This is a genomic window from Sphingopyxis panaciterrulae (assembly GCF_014199295.1).
Classification (GTDB): Bacteria; Pseudomonadota; Alphaproteobacteria; order Sphingomonadales; family Sphingomonadaceae; genus Sphingopyxis; species Sphingopyxis panaciterrulae.
In genome coordinates this window covers 224,001-245,844 of record NZ_JACIJH010000004.1, presented here as the reverse complement: position 1 = coordinate 245,844, position 21,844 = coordinate 224,001, and the positions used below count along the sequence as shown (strand labels likewise).

At 66.1% G+C, this 21,844-nt stretch carries 15 protein-coding genes; 4 read left to right on the top strand and 11 right to left on the bottom strand.

Translation table 11 applies throughout. The features are described 5' to 3' along the window. Positions 1-253 precede the first annotated feature (253 nt). Positions 254-1,681, top strand: a complete 1,428-nt coding sequence (locus FHR21_RS09485) for an alpha/beta hydrolase domain-containing protein (protein ID WP_184097557.1) — start codon at positions 254-256, stop codon at positions 1,679-1,681. Positions 1,682-1,705: 24 nt separating this feature from the next. Next, on the top strand, positions 1,706-3,148 hold the full coding sequence (locus FHR21_RS09480; protein WP_184097555.1) for an alpha/beta hydrolase domain-containing protein: 1,443 nt from the start codon (positions 1,706-1,708) through the stop codon (positions 3,146-3,148). A 13-nt stretch (positions 3,149-3,161) separates the two neighbouring features. Here FHR21_RS09480 and FHR21_RS09475 read toward each other — a convergent pair whose 3' ends face one another. Both FHR21_RS09475 and bglX read right to left on the bottom strand, forming a co-directional pair. Continuing rightward, positions 3,162-4,736, bottom strand: coding sequence for a sulfatase family protein (locus FHR21_RS09475; RefSeq protein ID WP_184097553.1), 1,575 nt, complete (start codon positions 4,734-4,736; stop codon positions 3,162-3,164). A gap of 10 nt (positions 4,737-4,746) precedes the next feature. Continuing rightward, on the bottom strand, positions 4,747-7,062 hold the full coding sequence (bglX, locus tag FHR21_RS09470) for a beta-glucosidase BglX (RefSeq protein ID WP_184097551.1): 2,316 nt from the start codon (positions 7,060-7,062) through the stop codon (positions 4,747-4,749). Between the two features lie 279 nt (positions 7,063-7,341). Here bglX and FHR21_RS09465 point away from each other — a divergent pair, with 279 nt between their 5' ends. Beyond that, positions 7,342-10,347 (top strand): TonB-dependent receptor, encoded by a 3,006-nt coding sequence (locus tag FHR21_RS09465; RefSeq protein WP_246427146.1) that lies wholly within the window; start codon positions 7,342-7,344, stop codon positions 10,345-10,347. Positions 10,348-10,415: 68 nt separating this feature from the next. Continuing rightward, positions 10,416-11,915, top strand: a complete 1,500-nt coding sequence (locus FHR21_RS09460; protein ID WP_184097549.1) for a glucoamylase family protein — start codon at positions 10,416-10,418, stop codon at positions 11,913-11,915. 6 nt (positions 11,916-11,921) lie between these two features. Here the strand turns inward: FHR21_RS09460 and FHR21_RS09455 are convergent, their stop codons facing one another. From FHR21_RS09455 to FHR21_RS09415, 9 genes are all read right to left on the bottom strand, one after another. After that, positions 11,922-12,794 (bottom strand): endonuclease/exonuclease/phosphatase family protein, encoded by an 873-nt coding sequence (locus FHR21_RS09455; protein ID WP_184097547.1) that lies wholly within the window; start codon positions 12,792-12,794, stop codon positions 11,922-11,924. Continuing rightward, positions 12,791-14,137 (bottom strand): GH1 family beta-glucosidase, encoded by a 1,347-nt coding sequence (locus tag FHR21_RS09450; protein WP_184097545.1) that lies wholly within the window; start codon positions 14,135-14,137, stop codon positions 12,791-12,793. Before FHR21_RS09450 ends, FHR21_RS09455 begins: the two co-directional genes overlap by 4 nt. Then, positions 14,134-14,880 (bottom strand): carboxylesterase family protein, encoded by a 747-nt coding sequence (locus FHR21_RS09445; protein WP_184097543.1) that lies wholly within the window; start codon positions 14,878-14,880, stop codon positions 14,134-14,136. Before FHR21_RS09445 ends, FHR21_RS09450 begins: the two co-directional genes overlap by 4 nt. 140 nt (positions 14,881-15,020) lie before the next feature. Beyond that, complete coding sequence (locus FHR21_RS09440; RefSeq protein WP_246427145.1) at positions 15,021-15,830, bottom strand: carbohydrate ABC transporter permease; 810 nt, start codon at positions 15,828-15,830, stop codon at positions 15,021-15,023. Continuing rightward, the gene (locus FHR21_RS09435; protein ID WP_184097539.1) at positions 15,830-16,723 is read right to left on the bottom strand and encodes a carbohydrate ABC transporter permease; all 894 of its coding nucleotides are present in this window, start codon (positions 16,721-16,723) and stop codon (positions 15,830-15,832) included. Before FHR21_RS09435 ends, FHR21_RS09440 begins: the two co-directional genes overlap by 1 nt. Continuing rightward, complete coding sequence (locus tag FHR21_RS09430) at positions 16,720-17,988, bottom strand: extracellular solute-binding protein (RefSeq protein WP_184097537.1); 1,269 nt, start codon at positions 17,986-17,988, stop codon at positions 16,720-16,722. The genes FHR21_RS09435 and FHR21_RS09430 overlap by 4 nt, the downstream gene beginning before the upstream one ends. A gap of 22 nt (positions 17,989-18,010) precedes the next feature. Beyond that, positions 18,011-19,021, bottom strand: a complete 1,011-nt coding sequence (locus FHR21_RS09425; RefSeq protein ID WP_184097535.1) for a LacI family DNA-binding transcriptional regulator — start codon at positions 19,019-19,021, stop codon at positions 18,011-18,013. A 103-nt stretch (positions 19,022-19,124) separates the two neighbouring features. After that, positions 19,125-20,201 (bottom strand): sn-glycerol-3-phosphate ABC transporter ATP-binding protein UgpC, encoded by a 1,077-nt coding sequence (locus FHR21_RS09420; protein ID WP_184097533.1) that lies wholly within the window; start codon positions 20,199-20,201, stop codon positions 19,125-19,127. 26 nt (positions 20,202-20,227) lie between these two features. Next, a complete protein-coding gene (locus tag FHR21_RS09415) occupies positions 20,228-21,598 on the bottom strand; it encodes an MFS transporter (protein ID WP_184097531.1) in 1,371 nt (456 codons plus the stop codon). Between the last annotated feature and the right edge of the window lie 246 nt (positions 21,599-21,844).

Below are 21,844 nucleotides of genomic sequence, written 5' to 3'. Positions count from 1 at the left end.
TCGCCAGCTCCGCATAGCCCACGCTCTGCATCCCGCCCTGCACGATCGGATGCTCAATCCCCAGCATCTCCGTTATCCGCGTCCTCAAGACCATGGATGCTCTCCCAAACCTACCAATCTTATATAACTAGGTTATATATCATGAGCGATCCTCGCAAGAGAGAATGAGCGAAAAAATGGATGCCTTATAAAACTTGCTTGACGACAAACTAGTTTTGTATAGATTTGCGGGCAAATGGGATGGAGAGGGATGGTGGACCGTCGTCAGTTCGGAAAAGGGGTCGCCGCGCTCGGTGCGACCGTCGCGGCGGGGGGAGCCTTTCCGGTCTGGGGAGAAGCGAGGGAGCGAGCGGCGCAGGTGACGGGACCGATCTCGGGCGGCAGGCGCAACCGGATTTTCGGCGCCTACGTCGGCGATCTCGCGGCGCACGGCTATGTCGAGGAGGAATATCTGCTGTCGGGCGCGGCCGCGCGCTATGCCGTCATCGGCGCACAGACCCCCGACGGCCGATGGACGCTCAAGCCGGGCGAGCGTCGCCCGTTCGTCACGCGCCTGCTCGTGCGCCGTCCGCGCGATCCACGGCGATTCAATGGCACGCTGCTCGTCGAATGGCTGAACGTCAGCCTCGGTTTCGACGTAAGCTTCCTCGACGGTCCCGGACTCTATGACGGTTTTGTCTATGTCGGCGTCACGTCCCAATATGGCGGCGTCTTCGGCGAAGGGGAGAAGCCGCAGGGGCTGAAGGATTGGGACGCCGACCGCTACGGAATGCTCGTTCATCCCGGCGACGACTGGTCTTATGACATTTTCACGCAGGCCGGGCGGGCGCTGCGCGCCAACGGCACACGCGGTCATCCGCTGCACGGCTATGCGGTGAAGGGATTGATCGGCGCGGGTATCTCGCAATCGGGAAGCCGGTTGCTCGCCTACGCGAACGGTGTCCAGCCGCTGGCGCGCGTCTATGACGCGCTGATGCCGATGCTCTGCGCGGGAGCGGCTGCGGGGTTCGAGGGCGGCGCGGCGCCGGGGGCTGCTGCGGCGCGAACGCGCCCGCTGTTCGCGCACGTACGGACCGACCTTGACGTGCCCGCGATGCAGATCAACACAGAATTCGAGGCGCCCTTCTTTCGCCCCAACCGTCAGCCCGATACTCCGCATTATCGAAGCTGGGAAATCGCCGGGGCGTCGCACGGCCCCGCCGAACTGCTGAAGATCATCCGCGGCAAGGAGGATCGCGACGGCGTCGGCAGCCGCTGGCACGCCTTCGACGAAGCAAGCGCGGTGTCGTGGCAGCCGACCTCCGGCGCCGCGATCCAGCACGTCCATCGCTGGCTCGGCGGCGGTCCGCCTCCGCCTCCGCAAGAGCCCATCGCCTTCGAAGCCGACGGCAAGACCATTGCGCGCGACGCGCATGGCAATGCGCTCGGCGGCATGCGCCTGCCTGAACTCGAGGTTCCGATCGCCAGCTATCGCGGACAGGGCGCCAGGCATTTCCTGGCGGGCGAAACGCATCCCTTCACCGCCAACGAACTGAAACGCCTCTATCCCGATCACCAAAACTACGTCGATCGCGTGACGACCGCCGCGCAGGCCGCCGTCGCGGCGGGGGTCATCCTGCCCGCGCGCGAACGCATCTATGTCGAGCGCGCCCGCGCGGCCGACATTCCGCCCGCTGGTTGATCCCCTGCATCTGGAGATGAAGATATGCTGTCACGCCGGGACTTCGCCTTGACCGCCGCCGCGGCGGGAACGGTCGTCATGACGGCGGCTCCCGCCTTTGCCAGGGGCGCCGCGCCGACGAGGGTCGAAGGGCCGGTCGCCGGCGGCAGACGCGGAGCGATCTATGGTGCCTTCCATGGCGACATGGCGGCGCAAGGCTATATCGAGGAGGAATATTTCGTCGCCGGCACCGCACAGAGCTTCAGGCCCGTCGGCGAACTCGGCAGGGACGGCCGCTGGCAGGTCGTTCCCGACCGGCGCGCGCCCTACAAGACGCGGGTCATCGTCCACCGGCCGAAAGACCCCGCGAAGTTCAACGGCGTCGTGATGGCTGAATGGACCAATGTTTCGACCTTCAGCGATCTCAGCAATGCGGTGAACGAGAGCTTCTGGCAGAGCGGTTATGTCTATGTCGCGATTTCGGCGCAGAAGGTCGGGATCGATGGGCTCGATGCCGTGCCGGTTTCGGGGCTCAAGAGTTGGGATAGCCAGCGCTATGGCGGCCTCGTCCATCCGGGCGACGCTTTTTCTTATGACATCTTCACCCAGGTCGCGCAGGCGCTGGTATCGGCAAAGGGACGGAGCGGCCCCGATCCGCTCGGCGGGCTGAAGACGAAGCATGTCATCGCAACCGGGGAGTCGCAGTCGGCGGCGCGGCTTGCGACTTATATCAACGCGGTGCATCCGCTCGCCGGCTTCTTTTCGGCCTTCATGCCCTGCGTGCTCGTCGGCGGCGGCAGCGAATTGACCAATCCCGAAATCATTCCCGGCGAGAGCGCCGCCGATTACAACAAGCGCTTCTTCGCGCGGATCGTCGAAACCACGATCCGCGACGATCTCGACACGCCGGTCCTGATCCTGTTGTCGGAAACCGAGGCGCGCATGTTCCGGGTGCCGCCCCAGCCCGATGCGGCGAAGCTCCGGCTATGGGAGGTCGCGGGGGCCGTGCACGGCTCGGCATGCGATACCGGCTATCGTCCGAGCGTTGCGGAGCGCGACGGAATCAGGGATCCGGTTGGCGGGGCGGATGCGCGCATGGTGCGGTTCATGCCGACGATGGCGGCGGCGGGGCTCGCGCTCGCTCGCTGGCGGGAGGGCGGGGCGCCGCTCGCGCGTCATCCGCGACTGCTGCGCGGTACGGGGCCGCGCGATATCGTCGTCGATGTGCAAGGCAATGCCCTCGGCGGCGTTCGCCTTCCCGAAGTCGAGGCGCCGACGGCGACCTTCGACACGACGAGTTCACCCGCGCGCGGGAACCGCAGGCTGCTCGCCGACGAGGTGCTGCGCCGCCTCTATCCGACCGACCAGGACTACATCAATAAGGTGCGCGCCGCGGTCGATACGGCGCTGCTCGGCGACCTCATCCTGCCCTATCGCGCAGAGGAATATCTGACCGAGGCGAGGAAAGGGCCGCTGGCCGCGGGCTGAATGTCGACCCGCCTTAATTCCGCGGCGTATCGACCGCCGGGCCGTCACTGTCGCCATATTGACGGCGCAGGGCGACGAGGCGCTGCTTCATCGCGGCGATCCGGGCCTGCATCGCGGGGTCGTCGATGCGGTTGTGCATCTCATGTGGATCGGTCTTCAGGTCGTAGAATTCCCAGGCGTTAATGTCGTCGCTGTAGAAGCGGGCGAGCTTGTAGCGGTCGTTGCGCATTCCGTAATGCGCGCGCGCCGAGTGGAAGCCCGGATATTCGTAATAATGATAGTAGATGGCCTTGCGCCAGTCCGCGGGTGCGCGCCCGCCGAACAAGGGGACGAGCGAGCGGCCCTGGATCGTGTCGGGAGCGATCACGCCGGCAAGCGCGAGGAAGGTCGGCGCATAGTCGATGTTCTGGATCGGTGCCGCGACCCGCGTGCCGGGACGGATGTGGCCGGGATACTGGATCAGGAAGGGGGTGCGCAGCGATTCTTCATAGATGAAGCGCTTGTCGAACCAGCCATGCTCGCCGAGATAAAAGCCTTGGTCGGAGGTGTAGACGACGACCGTGTTCTTCGAAAGGCCACTCGCCTCCAGATAGTCGAGAACGCGCCCGACGCCCTCGTCAACCGCGGCGACGGTGGCGAGATACTGGCGCATATAGCGTTGATATTTCCACAGCGCGAGGTCGCGGCCGGCCAGCTTCGCGGCGTTCATCCGGTCGTTGTCGGGCTGCATCGCCGCGTCCCACTGCGCCTGCTGGTCGTGGGTCATGCGGTCGAAGGCGCCCGGCCAGCGGTTGTAGCGCAGCCGCGCCGAGCTCTCGGCGACCGTCATCTTGAGGTCGTGCCCCTCGTACATGTCGCGATAGATGTTCATTTCCTGCGCCGCGGCCGCCTTGCGCCCCGCATAATCGTCGAAATAGGTATCGGGGACGGGGAAGGTCACGCCGCGATATTTGGTCAGGTGGCGCAGTGCCGGCATGAAATTGCGGTGTGGCGCCTTGTGGTGGATCAGGATCGCGAAGGGTTTCGACTTGTCGCGCCCGGCCTTCAGCCAGTCGAGGCTGTAGTCGGTGATCAGGTCGGTCGCATAGCCCTGGACGATGCTGCGCCCCTTCGGCGTCATGATGTCGGGGTTATAATATTCGCCCTGGTCGTCGAGCACCTTCCAGTCGTCGAAGCCGATCCCGGCGGGCGAGGCATTGATATGCCATTTGCCGAACATCGCGGTGGCATAGCCCGCCTGCGACAGCGCGCGCGGCCACACCCAGACATTGTTGTCGAAGCGGGTGCCGTTCCGCGTGAAGCCGTGCACGTTGCTCTGCTGCCCCGTCAGCAGCGTCGCGCGGCTCGGCCCGCAGAGAGAATTGCCGACGAAGCTGTTCGTGAAGATCGCGCCATTCTTCGCGATCCGGTCGATGTTCGGCGTCGGCGCGAGCTTCGACAGAGCCGATCCATAGGCCGAAATTGCCTGATAGGCGTGATCGTCCGACATGATGTAGACGATGTTCGGGTGCTCTGCGGGCTTCGCCTGCGCGGCGCCCGCGAGCAGCAACGGCAGGGCGAGTGCGGCGACCGACAGATGGCGAAGCATCGCCCGTCTCCTATTGGGTCAGCGCGAAATCGGCCTCCGAGCCTTCGGCCGATGACGGCCCGATCCACAGCTTGAAGTCGCCGGGTTCCGCGCCCCAGCTCATGTCGGCGCGGGTGAACGCGAGGTCGGCATCGGTCAGGGTGAAGCTGACGGTCTTGCTCTCGCCCTTCTTGAGCGGGATCTTGCGGAAGCCCTTGAGCTCCTTGACCGGCCGCGTCACCGACCCGACGAGGTCGCGGACATAGAGCTGGACCACTTCTTCGCCGTCGCGCGCGCCGCTGTTGGTCACGGTGACGCTCGCGGTCAGCGGTTCGCCCGGCTTGATGCTCGCCTTGCTCAGCGTCACCGGCGAATAGGTGAAGCTGGTGTAGCTGAGCCCGTAGCCGAAGGGATAGAGCGGCGTGTTCGGCGTGTTCAGATAGCGCGAGACATATTTGGCGTCGGGCCTGGCCGGGTCGATCGGGCGGCCGGTGTTCTTCATTTCGTAATAGAGCGGTACCTGCCCGACATTGCGCGGGAAGGTGGCAGGCAATTTGCCCGACGGATTATAATCGCCATAGAGGACATCGGCGATCGCGTGGGCGCCCATCGTGCCGGGGTACCAGGCCTCGAGGATCGCATCCACGTTGGCATCCGCCCATTCGATGCTGTTGGGACGCCCGCTCATCAGCACGAGGATGATCGGTTTTCCGGTCTTCTTGAGCTCCTGAAGCAGCGCCTGCTGGTTGCCGGGCAGGTCGAGCGAGGTGCGGCTTGCGGCCTCGCCGGTCATGTCCCAGCGCTCGCCCATCGCGGCGACGATGACATCCGATTTCTGCGCCAGCGCGATCGCTTCGGCGAAGCCGACGGTCTTGCCTTCGTCCTCGAAGGCGTAGCTGGCGCCCTTGGCATAGGCGACGGTCTGCCCCTTGGGTGCGCGCGCCTGCATGCCTTCGAGCAGGGTGACGGGGCGCGTCTTGCGATCGCCTGCGGCCGACCAGCTACCGATCATGTCGGCCTTGCTGTCGCCGAGCGGGCCGATCACCGCGATCGATTTCGCAGAGGCCGCGAGGGGGAGAGCGCCCTCGTTCTTGAGCAGCACCATCGATTTGCGCGCAACGTCGCGCGCGGCTTCCAGAAAGTCGGGGCGATAGACCGTCGCCTTCTCGCGCGCCTCGTTCGAATAGCGATAGGGGTCCTCGAACAGGCCGAGGCGATATTTCATTTCGAGGATCGCCTTCACCGCAGCGTCGATGCGCGCGACGTCGACCTTGCCCTCGGCGACCGATTTCGCGAGATATTCCATGAACACCGCGCCCTGCAGGTCCATGTCGACTCCCGCGTTGATTGCCTGCTCGCCCGCCTGTTGCAGGTCCTTCGCGTAGCCGTGAGGAACCATCTCGTTGATCGATGTGTAATCGGTTACGACGAAGCCCTTGAAACCCCATTTATCGCGCAGCACGTCGGTCAGCAGATAGCGGTTGCCCGAGGCGGGAATGCCGTCATATTCGTTGAAGGCGGTCATGAAGGTCGCCGCGCCGGCGTCGGCCGCGGCCTTGAAGGGCGGCAGATAGATGTCGCGCAGCGTGCGTTCCGAAATGTCGACGGTGCCATAGTCGCGTCCCGCCTGCGCGGCGCCATAGGCGGCGAAATGCTTGGCGGTCGCGAGGACCGTGTCGGTGGCCTTGAGGTCGTTGCCCTGGAAGCCGCGCACGCGCGCCTCGGCGATGCGGCTACCCAGATAGACATCCTCGCCCGCGCCCTCGGAAATTCGGCCCCAGCGCGGATCGCGCGCGACGTCGACCATCGGTGCGAAGGTCCAGTGTATGCCTTCGGCCGAAGCTTCGGTGGCAGAAATTCGCGCTGCCTTTTCAATGGCCTGCAAGTCCCAACTCGCCGCCTCGCCGAGCGAGATGGGAAAGATGGTGCGGTGGCCGTGGATCACGTCATAGCCGAAGAGCAGGGGGATTTTCAGCCGCGTTTCCTCGACCGCCAGGCGCTGAAGCTCGCGCGTGTATCTGGCGGTGAAGGCATTGAAGATCGATCCGATGCGACCCTTGCGGATATCGTCCTGATAGCCCTGCCGCATCGTCGGGCCGGTCGAATCCCAGTCGCTGGTGAGCAGCGAGAGCTGCCCGATCTTCTCCTCCAGCGTCATCTTCGCCATCAGGTCGGTAATGAACTTGTCCATTGCCGGATCGGGCTTCGTCCAACTGGCCGAATCGACTTGGACGGGTGCCGGGTCGGCTTGCGCCGGGCCTGCGAGCAGCGGCGTCGATGCCAGCGACGAAGCCAGCATCAGGCCCGCGAGCGTCAGGCGTGTCAGGTTGCGCGGCATTGATGGCATGATTCGTCCTTCCCCAATCCATTCTTGGCATTCCAGCGCAGGAATCGGCTGAAATCCACCCTGTTTCGGCCGCGCGGCGCTTGCGGCGGCCCCGATCACCTGCCCCCTATACAGTGATTGTGAAACCGGTTACAAATTCAAAAAGCAACAATGGGTCGTCCCGCGATTCGTCGCGTGTCCGGTGGCAAGGCCGGGCGGCGGGAAAAAGCGGAAGCGGGATGCCGGGGCACAACAAGGGAGGATGCCGTGACGTCACCGCATATGAATCCAGTCCATCGGATGCCGCGTTCGCGCCGCAGGTTCGCCGCCGCGCTGATTCTGGGCAGCGCTGGTGCGGCGCTCGCGATCGGTATCGCGACGCCCGCGGCGGCGCAGGTTTCGAACGCATCGTTGCGCGGCACGGTGAAGGCCGAGGGTGGCGTGTCGCAGGTCACGGCGATCAATGTGAACACGGGCTTCCAGCGCAGCGTCACGGTCGGCGCGAACGGCAGCTATAATTTCGCGTCGCTGCCGGTCGGCACCTATCGGCTCGAACTGACGACCCCGAACGGGGTGCGCAGCACCGATCAGTTCACGCTTAACGTGTCGCAGAACGCGGTGCTCGATTTCGACTTCTCCGCCCCCGACATTGCCGAAGGCGGGGACGATGCGATCATCGTCACCGGCACCCGCCTGCGCACGATGGAAGGCGGTGAGGTGGGATCGAATATCACCCAGCGCCAGATCGAGACACTGCCGCAGAACAATCGCAACTTCCTCGCCTTTGCCGACCTTGCCCCGGGCGTGCAGTTCGTCACCGGTGGCAACGGCCAGTCGCGCCTGCAAGGCGGCGCACAGGATAGCCGCACCGTCAACATCTTCATCGATGGCGTCGGGCAGAAGGATTATGTGCTGAAGAACGGCATCACCGGACAGGATTCGACGCAGGGCAACCCGTTTCCGCAACTCGCGATCGGCGAGTATCGCGTCATCTCGTCGAACTACAAGGCCGAGTTCGACCAGGTGAGTTCGGTCGCCATCACCGCCGTTACGCGCTCGGGCACCAACGAATTTCACGGTGAAGCCTTCATCGACTATACCGACCAGAGCATGCGCGCCGCGACGCCGCTCGAAAAATTCGGCAGCAGTCCGGGCAAGGTCAAGACGAAGGATTTCCAGTTCGGCGGGGCGCTCGGCGGGCCGATCATTCAGGACGTGATGCACTTCTTCGTGACCTATGAAGGCAAGCGTCAGGAAATCCCGCGGGAGATTACGCCGGGGCTGAGCTTGCCGGTCTCCTACTTCCCGTCCGAATATCAGTCGGCCTTCGGCTCGACGAATTCGACCTTCAACGAGGATTTGTTCTTCGGCAAGATCGACCTCTCGCCGACGACGAGCGATCTGTTCGAGATTTCAGGCAAATATCGCAAGGAAAGCGGCGAGTTCCTGGGCAACGGCATCGCGTCGCGCAGCACGATCAGCGCGCAGGATGTCAAGGAATTGCGTGGGACACTGCGGTGGGAGCATACCGCCGACACTTGGATCAACGATCTCAAAATCACCTATGAGGACGTCAAATGGGCGCCGACGCCGGTCGAATTCGGTAACGGCTATCTCTTTGCCTACGCGGGGCCGGATCCCGACGACCCGCAGCCGGGCGAGGTCGTGCGCGGCGATATCCTGCGCATCGGCGGTGGCTCAAACTATCAGGCCAAGGGACAGAAGGGCTGGGGCATCCAGAACGACTTCACCTATACCGGGATCGAAGGCCACACCATCAAAGCTGGCATCAAGAGCAAGTGGGTGGAGCTGAATTCCTTGCAGCTCAACAATTTCAACCCCGTCTATACCTACAACGCGGCCTTCCCCGATCCCGACGGCTTCAACGACAGCATTCCCTATCGCGTCCAGTTCGGGGCGCAGACGGGGAACGGCAATCCGGTCGTCAATTCCAAGAACTGGCAGTTCGGCATCTATCTGCAGGATGATTGGGAGGTCACTGATCGGCTGACGCTCAATCTTGGTGTGCGCTGGGATTATGAGCGGACGCCCGCCTTCCTCAACTTTGTCCACCCCGACGATGCGGTGAATGCGGTGTCGCCGGCCAATTATCCGAACCTGATCAACGCCGATTACGACATCAACGATTATATCTCGACGGGGACCGAGCGGAAGGCGTTCAAGGGTGCGTGGCAGCCGCGCGTCGGCTTTACCTATGAGCTCGACGACGAGGGGCGCTTTGCGGTCTTCGGGGGTTACGGTCGGTCCTATGACCGCAATCAGTTCGATTTTCTGCAGCAGGAGATCAGCGTCGGTTCCTTCACAACCCGCACCTTCAATTTCATCACCGGCGACCCCAACAACACCTGCGATCCTGGGCCGACCTGCGTGCCGTGGGACCCGATCTATCTGACCCCTGAAGGGCGCCAGCAACTACTCGATCAGGCCGGCCCCGGCGGCGGACGCGAACTGCGCTTCATCGACAATGATCTGAAGGTGCCCTATTCGGATCAGTTCAGCCTTGGCGTGCGCGGCCGCCTGACCTCGAACTTCGAGGCCGAGGTCGGTTACAGCCATATCGAGAGCCACGACGGTTTCGCCTATCTGCTCGGCAACCGCAGACCCGACGGCAGCTTCTTCCCGCCAGCTCCGGCAGCGCCCGATTCGCCCTTCGGCTTCGCGCCCCCGGGCTTCGGGTCGATCATTATCGGCACCAACGGACTGGAGACAAGCGCCGATTCAGCCTATCTGAAGCTGACCAAGAATTACACCGCCGCATCGCCATGGAGCCTGTCGGCAACCTATACCTATACAGAGGCGGAAGAGAACCGGCAGTTCGGCGAGGTGTTCAGCCTCGATTATCCGTCACTCGAGGATTATCCCGTGGTGCGGTCGAGCGGGGTGCGCAAGCATCGCCTCGTCGCGACCGGGTCGGTCGACATTCCGGGCGGCTTCATCCTCTCGGGCAAGTTTCAGATCATGTCGCCGCCCTATCTGAAGGCGTTCATCAACACTGGCGGTGTCAATCCGTCGCGCGATGTCATCTCCAACGAAGCTGACAGCAACGGCAACCGCTGGGGTTTCCGCCAAATGGATATTGCGATCACCAAATATATCCCGTTCAAATTCCTGAGCGAGGAATCTCGCCTCCGGCTGCGCGTCGACATTCTGAACCTGTTCAACGACCGCAACTATGTCGACTATAACAATACGCCGTCGAGCCCCGAATATCTGAGTATTTCGGGCATCGGGGTTGGTGGAAATCCGCCACGCACGGTAAAGGTGTCAGCCGGCTTCCAATTCTGACCGGCCGGACGACGGGCGCCTGGCCACACCCCTCCCGTGGCCGGGCGCCCCATTTTTTGGAGTGAAGAATGTCTTTCCGGTTCGGGGCGCTCGTCCTGCCCTTCATGGCGCTGGCAGCCGGCTGCGCGCCGGTCGCATCCACGCCGGCGCCCGCGGCCGGAACTGCGCCGGCGGCGCTGGCGCCGACTGGTGAGGCGGAATTTTCGGAAGAGTTGAGCCAGCGGACCTTCCGCTATTTCTGGGACACCACCGATACCGAGCGCTGCCTTGCGCCCGACCGCTGGCCGAGCAACCCCTTTTCGTCGATCGCCGCGACCGGCTTTGCGCTGACCGCCTATGGCATCGGCGCCGAGCGCGGCTATGTGACGCGCGCCGAGGCGGCGGCGCGTACCCGCGACTGCCTGCGCTTCTATTGGAACGCACCGCAGGGGCCGGAGGCGGCGGGCGCGGCCGGATACAAGGGCTTTTTCTATCATTTCCTCAACAATGAGGACGGGACGCGGCGCGGCCGGACCGAACTTTCGACCGTCGATACCGCGCTGCTGCTCGGCGGGGTGCTGTTCGCGCAAAGCTATTTCGACCGCGACGATGCGGTCGAGGCGGAGATCCGTGACCTGGCCGAGAAGATTTACGGCCGCGTCGACTGGACCTTCATGCAGCGCGAGAACAGCCGCATCCCGTCGGCCAACGGCGGCGGGCCGAAGGCCATCGCAATGGGCTGGTATCCCGAAAGCGGCGATTTCGGGACGCACGACTGGGTCGGTTATAATGAGGGGATGCTGGTCTATATCCTTGCGCTCGGCTCGCCGACGCATGGCGTGGGCAAGGCGGCGTGGGACGAGGGCTGGGCGGCCGATCTAGAAAAGGATTGGGGCCGCTATTACGGGCAGGAGCATCTGCAGTTCGAGCCGCTGTTCGGTCATCAGTACAGCCATGTCTGGGTCGATTTCCGCGGCATCCGCGACGCCTTCATGCGCGGCAAGGGGATCGACTATTTCGAGAATAGCCGTCGCGCGACGCTCTCGCAGCGCGCCTATGGCGCCGACAATCCGAACCAGTGGATTGGCTATAGCGCCGATATCTGGGGTTGGAGCGCGTCGGACGGCCCCGGCTATTCGAAGGACAAATATCGCGTGAACGGCACGCTGCGCAGCTTCAACGGCTATATGGCGCGCGGCGTCAGCGCGATCCGCGTCATCGACGACGGAACGGTGGTGCCGACCGCCGCGGGCGGCTCGGTCGCCTTCGTCCCAGAGGTCGCGATCCCGGCGCTGATGGCGATGCGCGCCCGATATGGTGCGCGGCTCTATGCGCGCTATGGCTTCAAGGATGCGTTCAATCCCAGCTTCACTTTCGTGGACGCCGGCTCGCGCTCGGGCACGGTCGACCCGGTACAGGGCTGGGTCGCGAACGATTATCTGGGCATCGACCAGGGGCCGATCCTGACGATGATGGAGAATCATCGCAGCGGGCTGGTGTGGAAGGTGATGCGCAAGAATCCGCACATCGTGCGGGGATTGAAGCGCATCGGCTTCACCGGCGGCTGGCTCGAGGCCGCCGGAGAATAGCCGCGCTCAGCAGCCCTTGCCGACGCACAGGTCGGCCAGCACCGGATAATGGTCGGAGGGTAGCTTGCCGCCCTCCTGTTGCGTCAGCGTCGCGTGGCGCAGCACGGTCACGCCGTCGCCGACGAAGATGTGGTCGATGGGGCTGGGCTCCACCTGTTCGATCTTGAAGGCGGTGAAGGTGCCCGTGGGGCCGAAATGCGGGGTACGGCTGATGTCCTGCGTGTCGTGCAGCGCGATCAGGCCCGGCGTGTCGGCGACGATTGCGGCATAGGGCGGGCTATCGGTCGGGCTGTTGAAATCGCCCATCAGGACGACCGCGTCGCCCGGCTGCCGATGGTCGCCGATCCAGCGCCGGATCAGCTTCGCGCTTTCGACCCGCGCGACCTGTCCGACATGGTCGAAATGGGTGTTGACGACGAGCAGGGTCTGGCTGGCCGTCCGGTCGCGGAGGCGCGCCCAGCTCGCGATGCGCGGATAGGCGGCGTCCCAGCCCTTGCCGGGGCGGTCGGGCGTCTGCGACAGCCAGAAGGTGCCCGAGGCGAGGAGGGTGAAGCGGTCGGTGCGATAGCCGAGCATCGAATATTCGCCCGCCTGCCTGCCGTCGTCGCGGGCGACGCCGACGAATCGATAGGTCGGAAGGTCGGCCTCGATCTGCTGTTTCTGGTGCAGCAGCACCTCCTGCATCCCGACGAGATCGGGGGCATAATAGGCGACGAGGGCGGTCAGCGCCTTGCGGCGGTGCGGCCAGGCGTTGTTGCCGTCGGAGGCGAGGTCGAGGCGGATATTGTAGGTCATCGCGCTGAAGCGGTCCGCCCGGTCCTTCGCGGTCGCGGGCAGCGCGAGCAGCGCAGCGAGCAGGATGACGAGCCAGCGGGTCATGCCAGATTCCCTCCGTTGGTCCTGATGATGTTGCTGTAGAAACGCGCGCTGCGCTTCGGGGTTCGGGCCTGGGTGTCATAATCGACGTGGACGATGCCGAAGCGCTTGGAAAAGCCCAATGACCATTCGAGATTATCGAGCAGCGACCAGACCATATAGCCGCGCACGTCGACGCCCCGTTCGATCGCGTCGCCGATGGCCGCAATGTGGGTGCGCAGATAGTCGCAACGCAGCGGGTCGTCGATGCCGTCGGGGCCGGGCTGGGGCGGGTCGTAGAAGGCGGCGCCGTTTTCGGTGATGTAGACGCGGATGTTGCCGAAAGTGTCGCGGAACCAGACAAGCATGTCGGTCAGTGCGGGGGGGTGAACTTCCCAGTCGGTGGCTGCGTAGGTGGCGTTCTGGGGGACGGGAGAGGCGCGCAAAGGCCATTGATTGGGGTCGTCGCGTACGACATTGCGCGTATAATAGTTTATTCCAATGAAATCAAGTGGTTGGCATATATCCCGTAGATCCTGTTCGGGCCATTCGGGCCAGGCTTCGCCAAAGATTTCCGCCATTTCCGCCGGGTAGCGGCCCTTGAGGGCGGCATCGAGATACTGGCGGTTCATATAGGCGTGCGCGCGCGCGGCCGCGGCGAGGTCGGCGGGGCTGTCGCTGGCCGGATATTTGGGCTCGATGTTGACGACCAGCCCGATTTCGTGCGCGCCCTCGGAGCGATAGGCGCGCACCGCGGCGCCGTGCGCGCGCATCAGATTGTGGCTGGCGATCGGCGTTTCGAACAGGTTGCGGTGTCCGGGCGCCAGCGCGCCGTGGAGATAGCCGCCGTCGGTGATGACCCACGGTTCGTTCAGCGTCACCCATTTGCGCACCCGCCCGTCGAGGCGGCGGACCATGACCGACGCATAGTCGGCGAACCAGTCGGCGCTGTCGCGATTGAGCCAGCCGCCGCGATCGTCGAGCGCGGCGGGCAGGTCCCAATGGTGCAGGGTCAGCAGCGGTTCGATGCCGTTCTCCAGCAGCGCGTCGACCAGCCGTTCGTAGAAATCGAGCCCCGCCTCGTTCACGCGGCCGGTCCCTTCGGGGAGCACCCGGCCCCAGGCGACGCTGAAGCGATAGGCGTTGAGGCCGATCTCCTTCATCAGCGCGACGTCGCTTTCCATGCGGTTGTAATGGTCGCAGGCGATATCGCCCGTCGCCCCCTTTGCCGCCATCAGCCGGGGGTCGTGGCTGAAACGCTGCCAGATGCTGGCGCCCGCGCCGTCGGCGAGCGGCGAGCCCTCGATCTGATAGGCGGCGGTTGCCGCGCCCCACAGGAAATCGTCGGGAAAGCGCGTCCGGGTCATTTTTCGTCCTTGGTTTTCGTCTTCGTCGCGTCGGGCGGCGTGGGGAGGCGGTGCGAGAGCAGCCAGAGATAGAGGGCGGGGTCGTCATAGGCCGGGTCCCAGCTATTGTGGCCGAGGTCGGGATAGACGGTCAGCCGCGAGAGCTGTCCGCCGCAGGCGCGGATCGCGCGCGCCATCGCGAAGCTGCCTTCCGGCACCACGACATCGTCGCGGTCGCCGTGAAAGGCCCAGATCGGCGTGTCCTTGAGCGCGCAGGCGGTCGCCGGATCGCCGCGCCCCGCGACCGGCGCGACCGCCGCGAAGCGGTGCGGCTCGGCGGCGGCCCAGCGCCAGCTAGCATGGCCGCCGCGGCTGAGCCCGGTCAGGTAGATGCGGGTGCGGTCGATGCGCAGCGTCCGCATCGCATGGTCGAGCAGGCGGTCGAGCTTCGCGACGTCCCAGTCCTGATCGGCGCCGAGCAATGGGGAGACGGTGACGAAGGGGAAATCGGGGGTGCGGTCGGCGATCTTGGGCGGGCCGTGGACCTTGACCTTCGCGACATCGTCGCCGCGCTCGCCCGATCCGTGGAGGAAGACCAGCAGCGGCCAGTTCGCCTGGGGATCGGCATTATAGCCGCGCGGCAGAAAGAGCTGATAGGGGTAATTGTCCGCCGCGATCGCGGGTTGCGGGCTTTGGCCGTCGCTTTGCGCGATGGCCGGCGGGGCGAAGGCGATTGCCAGCGCGATCAGCAGGTGGGTGCCCATCGGCCGCTTCTTTCCCGTTCGCCCTGAGCTTGTCGAAGGGCTGCTCTTTCTTCTCGACGTCCCAAAGGAAGAGCAGCCCTTCGACAAGCTCAGGGCGAACGGGGTTTTATGGAGGTTCAACGATTTGCTCCTGATAAAATTCATCCCTTCACGCTCCCGGCGAGCAGGCCGTTCAGGTAGAAGCGCTGGAGGGCAAGGAAGAGGATGAGCACGGGCAGGGTGGTGACGACGGCGCCGGCCATCATCAGTTCATTGTCCTGGACATGCTCGCGGCTGAGCGCGGCGAGCGCGACAGGGAGGGTGTAGAGCCGCTGGTCGGCGAGGATGATGAGCGGCCACATGAAATCGTTCCAGCTCGAGAGGAAGACGAAGAGCGCGAGGGTGACGATGATCGGGGTCAGGACGGGGAGGACGATGCGGCGCAGGATCGCGCCCTCGCCCGCGCCGTCGATGCGCGCTGCCTCCAGCATCTCGTCGGGGATCGACAGGCAATATTGGCGGACGAGGAAGATGCCGAAGATGCCCGCGAGCCACGGCACCAGCGCGCCGGCATAGCTGTTGACCAGCCCCATCGCCTTCAACTCCAGGAACAGCGGCAGCATGCCGATCTGCGCCGGGACGACGAGCGCCGCGACGAGCAGGCGGAAGGTCGCGTCGCGGCCGCGGAAGCGCAGCTTGGCGAAGGCATAGCCCGCCGGCACGGTGAAGAGCAGCGCGAGGGTCGTCGCGAGGGTCGAGACGAGCAGGCTGTTGGCGAGGAAGCGCAGCGCGCCATAGGTGCCGAAGAGCTGGCGGTAGTTTTCGAGGGTCGCATTTTCGGGGAGCAGCGGCGGCGGAAAACGCGCCGCCTCGCCCGGCGCCATGAAGCTGACCGAGACCATCCACAGCAAGGGCGCGATGGTGACGAGCGCGACGAACGCCGCGAGCAGCGTGACGGTCCAGCGGCGCATCATATCGCGCCCCCGCGCTTCGCGAGCCGGAGCTGCATCAGCGTGACGGCCAGGATGCAGAGGAAGAGCAGGAACGCGACCGCCGCGCCCGACCCCAGATTCCACCATTTGAACCCTTCCTCGTACATGAAATAGAGGATGGTGACGGTCGACTGGGCGGGGCCGCCCTGCGTCATCACATAGGGTTCGGTGAAAAGCTGGAACATCGCCGCGACGGTCAGCACCGACACGAGCAGCACGGTCGGCGCGATGGCGGGCAGGGTGACGTGGCGCAGCCGCGCGAACCAGCCGGCGCCGTCGATGCGCGCCGCCTCTTCCAGTTCGCGCGGCACCGTCTGCAAGGCGGCGAGGAAGATGATCATATTGTAGCCGAAACTCTTCCACCCGACGAAGAGCAGGATCGCGGGCAGGGAGGCGGTCGGGCTGCCGAGCCAGTCGACCGGCCCGGCGCCGACCAGCGACAGCAGATAGTTGACGAGGCCATAGCGCGTGTGGAGCAGATAGCGCCACACGACGGCGGTTGCGACCAGGGTCGTCACATAGGGGGCGAACAGCGCGACGCGCCACAGCGGCCGCCACGCCAGCCAGCGCGAATTCACGAGCATCGCGGCGAACAGCGACAGGACGACGATGAAGGGCGTGCCGATCGCGACGAACAGCAGGCTGTTCGTCGTTGCCTTCCAGAACAGCGGATTTTCGAGCAGGCGTTCGTAGTTCTGGAGGCCGACGAAGCGCAGATTGCCGGTATCGGCGAGCGCATAGATATCGAAATCGGTGAAGCTGAGCGCCAGCGAGGCGGCAGCGGGCAGGATGAAGAAGACCAGGATCGCGGTGAGCGCCGGGCCGGTCATGACCCAGCCCGCCCGCGCCTGGCCGTGGCGGCCCGCGTTCATAAGGCCCGCCCCCTGTCCAGCATCCAGCGCCGCTTTTCGAGCAGCCGGTCGGCGCGCAGGTCGATCTCGCGCGCGGCTTCGTCGACGCTATACGCGCCGCGCACCATGCGTTCGGCGACGATCTGCATCTCGGTCATGATGCGTTCCCATTCGGGTATCTTCGGAAGCGCGGTCGCGCGGTCGAGCTGGGCCGCGAAGGGGGCGACGAGCGGGTCGGCCGCCAGCCCTGCCGCGCGCCATACCGACCGCCGTGCGGGAAGGTCGCCGGTCAGGCGGTGGAACTGCAACTGCGCCGCGGGCGCGAGCAGGCCCGCGACGACGTCCCAGGCCCGCTCGTCCGCATCGTGGCCGGCAAAGACGACGAGGCTCGATCCGCCGGGCGCCGCCGAACCGGTGCCGCGCGGGCCGGGGTTGGGCGCGGTGGCCCATCGGTCCTGCATGTCGGACGCGAGGCGGGTGCGCAGCTCGCCGACCGTCCACGGGCCGGAGACGAACAGGGCGAAGAAGCCGCGCGCGAACTCGTTCCAGATATTGGCGATTTCGGTGGTCGCGAGCGGCGGCGCCAGCCCCTCGTCGAACAGGGATTTGTAAAAGGCGAGCGCGGCCCTGAATTCGGGGTCCGAAAAGGCGCCGCGCCCGTCCGCGTCGCGCAGCAGCCGGGCGCCCGCAGACAGCGCGAAGGTCAGCAACTGCTCGAATTCGTTGAGCGGCAGCAGCAGCGCATAATTGCCGTCGCCGACGACCTTCTTCACCCCATGCAGCGCCCGTTTCCATCCGTCCCACGCGCGCGGCGGCGCGGCATGGCCCGCGCGCGCGAACAGGTCGCGGCGATAATATTGCAGGCGGGTGTCGACATACCAGGGCACGCCCCAGAGCCGGCCGGCGATGCGGTTGGTGTCGACTACTGCGTCGAACTGATCGGCGAGCAGGCCGTGGAGCGTCCGGGGCACCGGCGCGATGGCGCCGATCGCCGCCATTTCGGCGAGCCAGCTATTGCCGACCTGCCCGATCGCGGGCAGCGAACCGCCCGCGAAGCCGGTGAGCAGCTTGGCGTGTGCCGCGGTCCACGGCATCGGCTGCACGGAGACCGGGGGAGCGCGTGCGGGCCGCGGCATCGCGGCGAGCACCGCGGGCAGGCTCGCGCCCTCATTGCCCATCGCCCAGATGGTCAGCCCGGCCTCGCCGCGCGCGCCGCAGCCGCCGAGCGCGGGGAGCAAGGGCATTGCGGCGAGCGCCGCCGTCATCCGGCGGCGGGTCAGGTCCATGCCGTTCGCCGCGCAGCGCGTCTCACGCCGCCGCTTCCACCGCGCGGGCGGTGGTGCCGCGCTCGATCAGCACCGGGGTCAGGATCGTCGCGCTCGCGGCGCCCGGCGCTTCGCCGCGCAGCAGCCGCAGCAGCATCATCATGCCGGTCGAGCCGAGCCGGTCGATCTTGACCTGCATCGTCGTCAGCGCCGGGGTGATGTGACGGGCGAGCGGGATGTCGTCGAAGCCCGCGACCATCAGGTCGTGCGGGACCTTCAGTCCCGCCTCGCCGAGCCGCATCAGGCAGCCGACCGCCATCAGATCGTTTGCCGCGAACACCGCATCGGCGGGCATCTTGCCCTCGACCAGCATCCGTGCCGCTTCGGCCCCTGCTTCTTCCGAGAAATCGCCGGGCAGGATCACCGGATGGCGCTCGTCCGCGATCGCCGCCATCGCATCGACGAAGCCGCGCTGGCGTTCTCGCGCGTCGCGGTTGTGCTTCGGTCCCGCGATATGGACGATCCGCCGTGCGCCGGCGGCCAGCAGCGCCTCGGTCATCGTCCAGGCGCCGCGATAATTGTCGACCGCGACATAGGGCCGGTCGAGCGTCGCCGCGTCATAGTTGAGCAGCACCGTCGGCAGCACCGGGTCGAGATGCTGGGCCAGCGTTTCGGGCTTGAGTTCGGGTGGCATGACGAGCAGCCCGTCGACCCGTCCGCGCATCGCCGCGATCGCCGCCGCCGTCTCGTGCGCGCTGCCGTGCATGTTGCCGAGCAGCAGGTGCATCCCCGATTCATGCGCGATAAGGTCGATGCCGCGGATGATCTCCGAAAAGAATTCGCCGAACAGATCGGGCAGGATCACCCCGACCGTGTCGGTGCGCCGCCGCGTCAGGCTGCGCGCGCCGCTGTGCGGCACGAAATTGAGCTTCTTGACCGCCGCGAGCACCGCCGCGCGCGTTGGCGCGGTGACGTTGCCGAGCCCGTTGATCGCGCGCGATGCGGTCGCGACCGACACGCCGGCTTCGCGGGCGACGTCCCTCAAGGTTGCCATGCGCTTTGCCCCCTCTCTCCCCGAGCCACGATGGCGACTCCATCTGGTTTTTCCGGGTGCGGACAGGTTAATAAGTAACCGGTTACATTACGGAAGTGCAAGGTCATTCGTCCACGCTCCGCAGCCTTTTTCCCGCCGCGTCGAACAGATGGAGGCGCGCCGGCGGCAGCGTCACCGGCACCGCATCGCCTTCGTTCAGACTGCCGTCGTCGCGGATCTGGCAGGTCAGCACCCCGCCCGGCCCCTCCAGATGCAGGGTCGCCAGCCCGCCGAGCCGCTCGGCGAAGGCGATGGTGAAGGGCAGGGCATTCGCCGTGGCGCCGATCGCGACATCCTCCGGCCGGATGCCGAGCGTCACTGCGGCGCCCGGCGGCGGCGGCGCGGCGAGGGGGGGCAGCGCGACGGCATGGCCGCCGGCGAGCCGCGCGCGGCCGTCCTCGGCCATGGTCGCGGGCAGGGCGGTCATTTGCGGCGTGCCGAGAAATTGCGCGACGAAGAGAGTGTCGGGCCGCGCATAGAGGTCGCGCGGCGCCCCCGCCTGCTCGATCCGCCCGTCGCGCAGCACGACGATGCGGTCGGCGAGCGTCATCGCCTCGATCTGGTCGTGGGTGACGTAGAGGGTGGTCGTGCCGAGCGTGCGGTGCAGTGCCGCGAATTCGTGGCGCATCCGCCCGCGCAGGTCGGCGTCGAGGTTCGACAGCGGCTCGTCGAACAGGAAGAGCTGCGGCTGGCGGACGATAGCGCGACCGATCGCGACGCGCTGCCGCTGCCCGCCCGACAGCGCGGCGGGCTTGCGGTCGAGCAGGCTTTCGATGGAGAGGATGGCGGCGGCTCGGCGCACCGCGGCGTCGATTTCGGCTCGACCCGCCTTCGCGATCCGCAGGCCGAACGCCATATTCTCATAGGCCGTCAGATGGGGATAGAGCGCGTAGGACTGGAACACCATCGCGATGCCGCGCTGCGACGGTGGCAGCGCGGTGACGTCGCGCGCGCCGATGCGGATGCGGCCGCTCGTCAGATGCTCGAGCCCCGCGACCGCGCGCAGCAGCGTGGACTTGCCGCAGCCCGAAGGGCCGACGATGACCGCGAACTCGCCGTCGGCGACCTCGATCGATACGTCGCGCAGCACCTCGGTCTCGCCGAAGCGCTTGCACGCGGCTGCGATCGACAGGTCCGCCACGGTTCAGCCCCCCGGCGCGCAGCGGTTCAATGCACCGTCGCGCTTGCGGCCGCCTGCGTCGGCGCCGTCCGCGCGGCGGCGATGGCGAAGACGAAGAGCAGGACATAGCAGGCCGCGGGCAGGATCAGGGCCGCCGCATAGCCGACCGCGCCCGACAGCAGGCCGATGAAATAGGGGATCACCGCGCCGCCGACGATCGCGGTGCAGAGCAGCCCCGACGTCGCCTCGGCCCGCGCGCCCGCGCGCTCGAGGGTCAGGGTGAAGATCACCGGGAACATGATCGAGTTGAACAGGCCGATCGACAGCGCGACGAAGCCGGCGGTCGCGCCGCCGACGGTCACGACATAGAGGCACAGCATCGCGGCGATCGCGGTGGAGAGCGCGAGCAGTCGCGCGGCCGACACGCGCGCGAGCAGGATCGAGCCGATCGCGCGCCCGACCATCGCGCCGCCCCAGTAGAAGGCGACCGCCTTGCCCGCCTCCTGCAGCGATACGCCGGGGACACCGTCGCTGCCCATCGCGAAGCCGAGCAGCGGGACGCCGAAGGGGGCGTCGGATTGTCCCCAGATCGCGTCGCTGTTGAGGAACAGCGCCATCTGCGTCCCGATCGCAACCTCTGCGCCGACATAGAAGAAGATGGCGAGCGCGCCGAGCCTGGCCCAGCGCGAGGCGAAGGCCTCGCCGAGCAGCGCGCCCATGGTGCCGCGCGCGCCGAACGGCGCCGGCGGCACCGCGGCATCGACGATGCGGCGGCTGAACCAGAAGAAGAGGAAGAGCGCGACGATCAGCCCGCAGATCCAGAAATAGGCCGAATCGATGCCGCCGAGCGCCTCGGCGCGCACTGCGTCGGTCACCACCGCGCCTTCCTTGACCTCGACCCCCTTCAGGAAGAGATGGGCGCCGATCAGCGGGCCGATGAAAGTGCCGAAGCTGTTGAAGGTCTGGCTGAGCGTCAGGCGGAAATGGCTGCGCTTCGGGTCGCCGAGCGCCGCGGCGAGCGGGTTCGCCGCGACCTGCAGCACGGTGATGCCGCTCGCCAGCATGAACAGGCCGAGCAGCACGAGCGGATAGACCGCGAGATTGGCAGCCGCGAGCATGACGAGGCAGCCGCCGACCATCGTCGCGAGCGCGATCAGGATCGAGGGCACCGAATGGACGCGCGCGATCAGCGCCGCCGCCGGAAAGGACATGACGAAATAGGCGATGAAGAAGGCCGAGGCCGAAAGCTGCGCCTCTGCATCGCTGAGCGTGAAGATGCCCTTCACCGCCGCGACGAGCGGGTCGATCAGCGAGGTGATGAAACCCCAGGCGAAGAAGAGGACGGTCACCGCGGAAAAGGCGGCGAGGGCGGTCGACCGGCCGCCGGGCGCGGCGGATGTCTGGCTGGGTAATTCCATCGGCTTGTCCTCTTCCCCGATCATCCTACAGGGCCGGAGGTCTAACCGGCGTTCGGACCCGTTGCAACCGGTTGCAACGGCGTCGTTTCCCGCGCATCGCCGCCGCTTTTTGCCGATCGCGAAATAATCGTGCGCGCCCTCTGGCGCGCCGCCGCGCGACTGGTTACATGGGCCGCCACCAAATGATTCGCGCGTGCCGCCCCTCGCGAGCCGGGGCAGGTGCCGCCTCGCAGCAGAAAGTGGCGC

Bases quoted from the DNA above. Each gene is read 5' to 3' on its own strand.
- FHR21_RS09480 (WP_184097555.1), top strand. From the start codon at position 1,706: ATGCTGTCACGCCGGGACTTCGCCTTGACCGCCGCCGCGGCGGGAACG.
- FHR21_RS09475 (WP_184097553.1), bottom strand. From the start codon at position 4,736: ATGCTTCGCCATCTGTCGGTCGCCGCACTCGCCCTGCCGTTGCTGCTC.
- bglX (WP_184097551.1), bottom strand. From the start codon at position 7,062: ATGCCATCAATGCCGCGCAACCTGACACGCCTGACGCTCGCGGGCCTG.
- FHR21_RS09465 (WP_246427146.1), top strand. From the start codon at position 7,342: ATGCCGCGTTCGCGCCGCAGGTTCGCCGCCGCGCTGATTCTGGGCAGC.
- FHR21_RS09460 (WP_184097549.1), top strand. From the start codon at position 10,416: ATGTCTTTCCGGTTCGGGGCGCTCGTCCTGCCCTTCATGGCGCTGGCA.
- FHR21_RS09455 (WP_184097547.1), bottom strand. From the start codon at position 12,794: ATGACCCGCTGGCTCGTCATCCTGCTCGCTGCGCTGCTCGCGCTGCCC.
- FHR21_RS09450 (WP_184097545.1), bottom strand. From the start codon at position 14,137: ATGACCCGGACGCGCTTTCCCGACGATTTCCTGTGGGGCGCGGCAACC.
- FHR21_RS09445 (WP_184097543.1), bottom strand. From the start codon at position 14,880: ATGGGCACCCACCTGCTGATCGCGCTGGCAATCGCCTTCGCCCCGCCG.
- FHR21_RS09440 (WP_246427145.1), bottom strand. From the start codon at position 15,830: ATGCGCCGCTGGACCGTCACGCTGCTCGCGGCGTTCGTCGCGCTCGTC.
- FHR21_RS09435 (WP_184097539.1), bottom strand. From the start codon at position 16,723: ATGAACGCGGGCCGCCACGGCCAGGCGCGGGCGGGCTGGGTCATGACC.
- FHR21_RS09430 (WP_184097537.1), bottom strand. From the start codon at position 17,988: ATGGACCTGACCCGCCGCCGGATGACGGCGGCGCTCGCCGCAATGCCC.
- FHR21_RS09425 (WP_184097535.1), bottom strand. From the start codon at position 19,021: ATGGCAACCTTGAGGGACGTCGCCCGCGAAGCCGGCGTGTCGGTCGCG.
- FHR21_RS09415 (WP_184097531.1), bottom strand. From the start codon at position 21,598: ATGGAATTACCCAGCCAGACATCCGCCGCGCCCGGCGGCCGGTCGACC.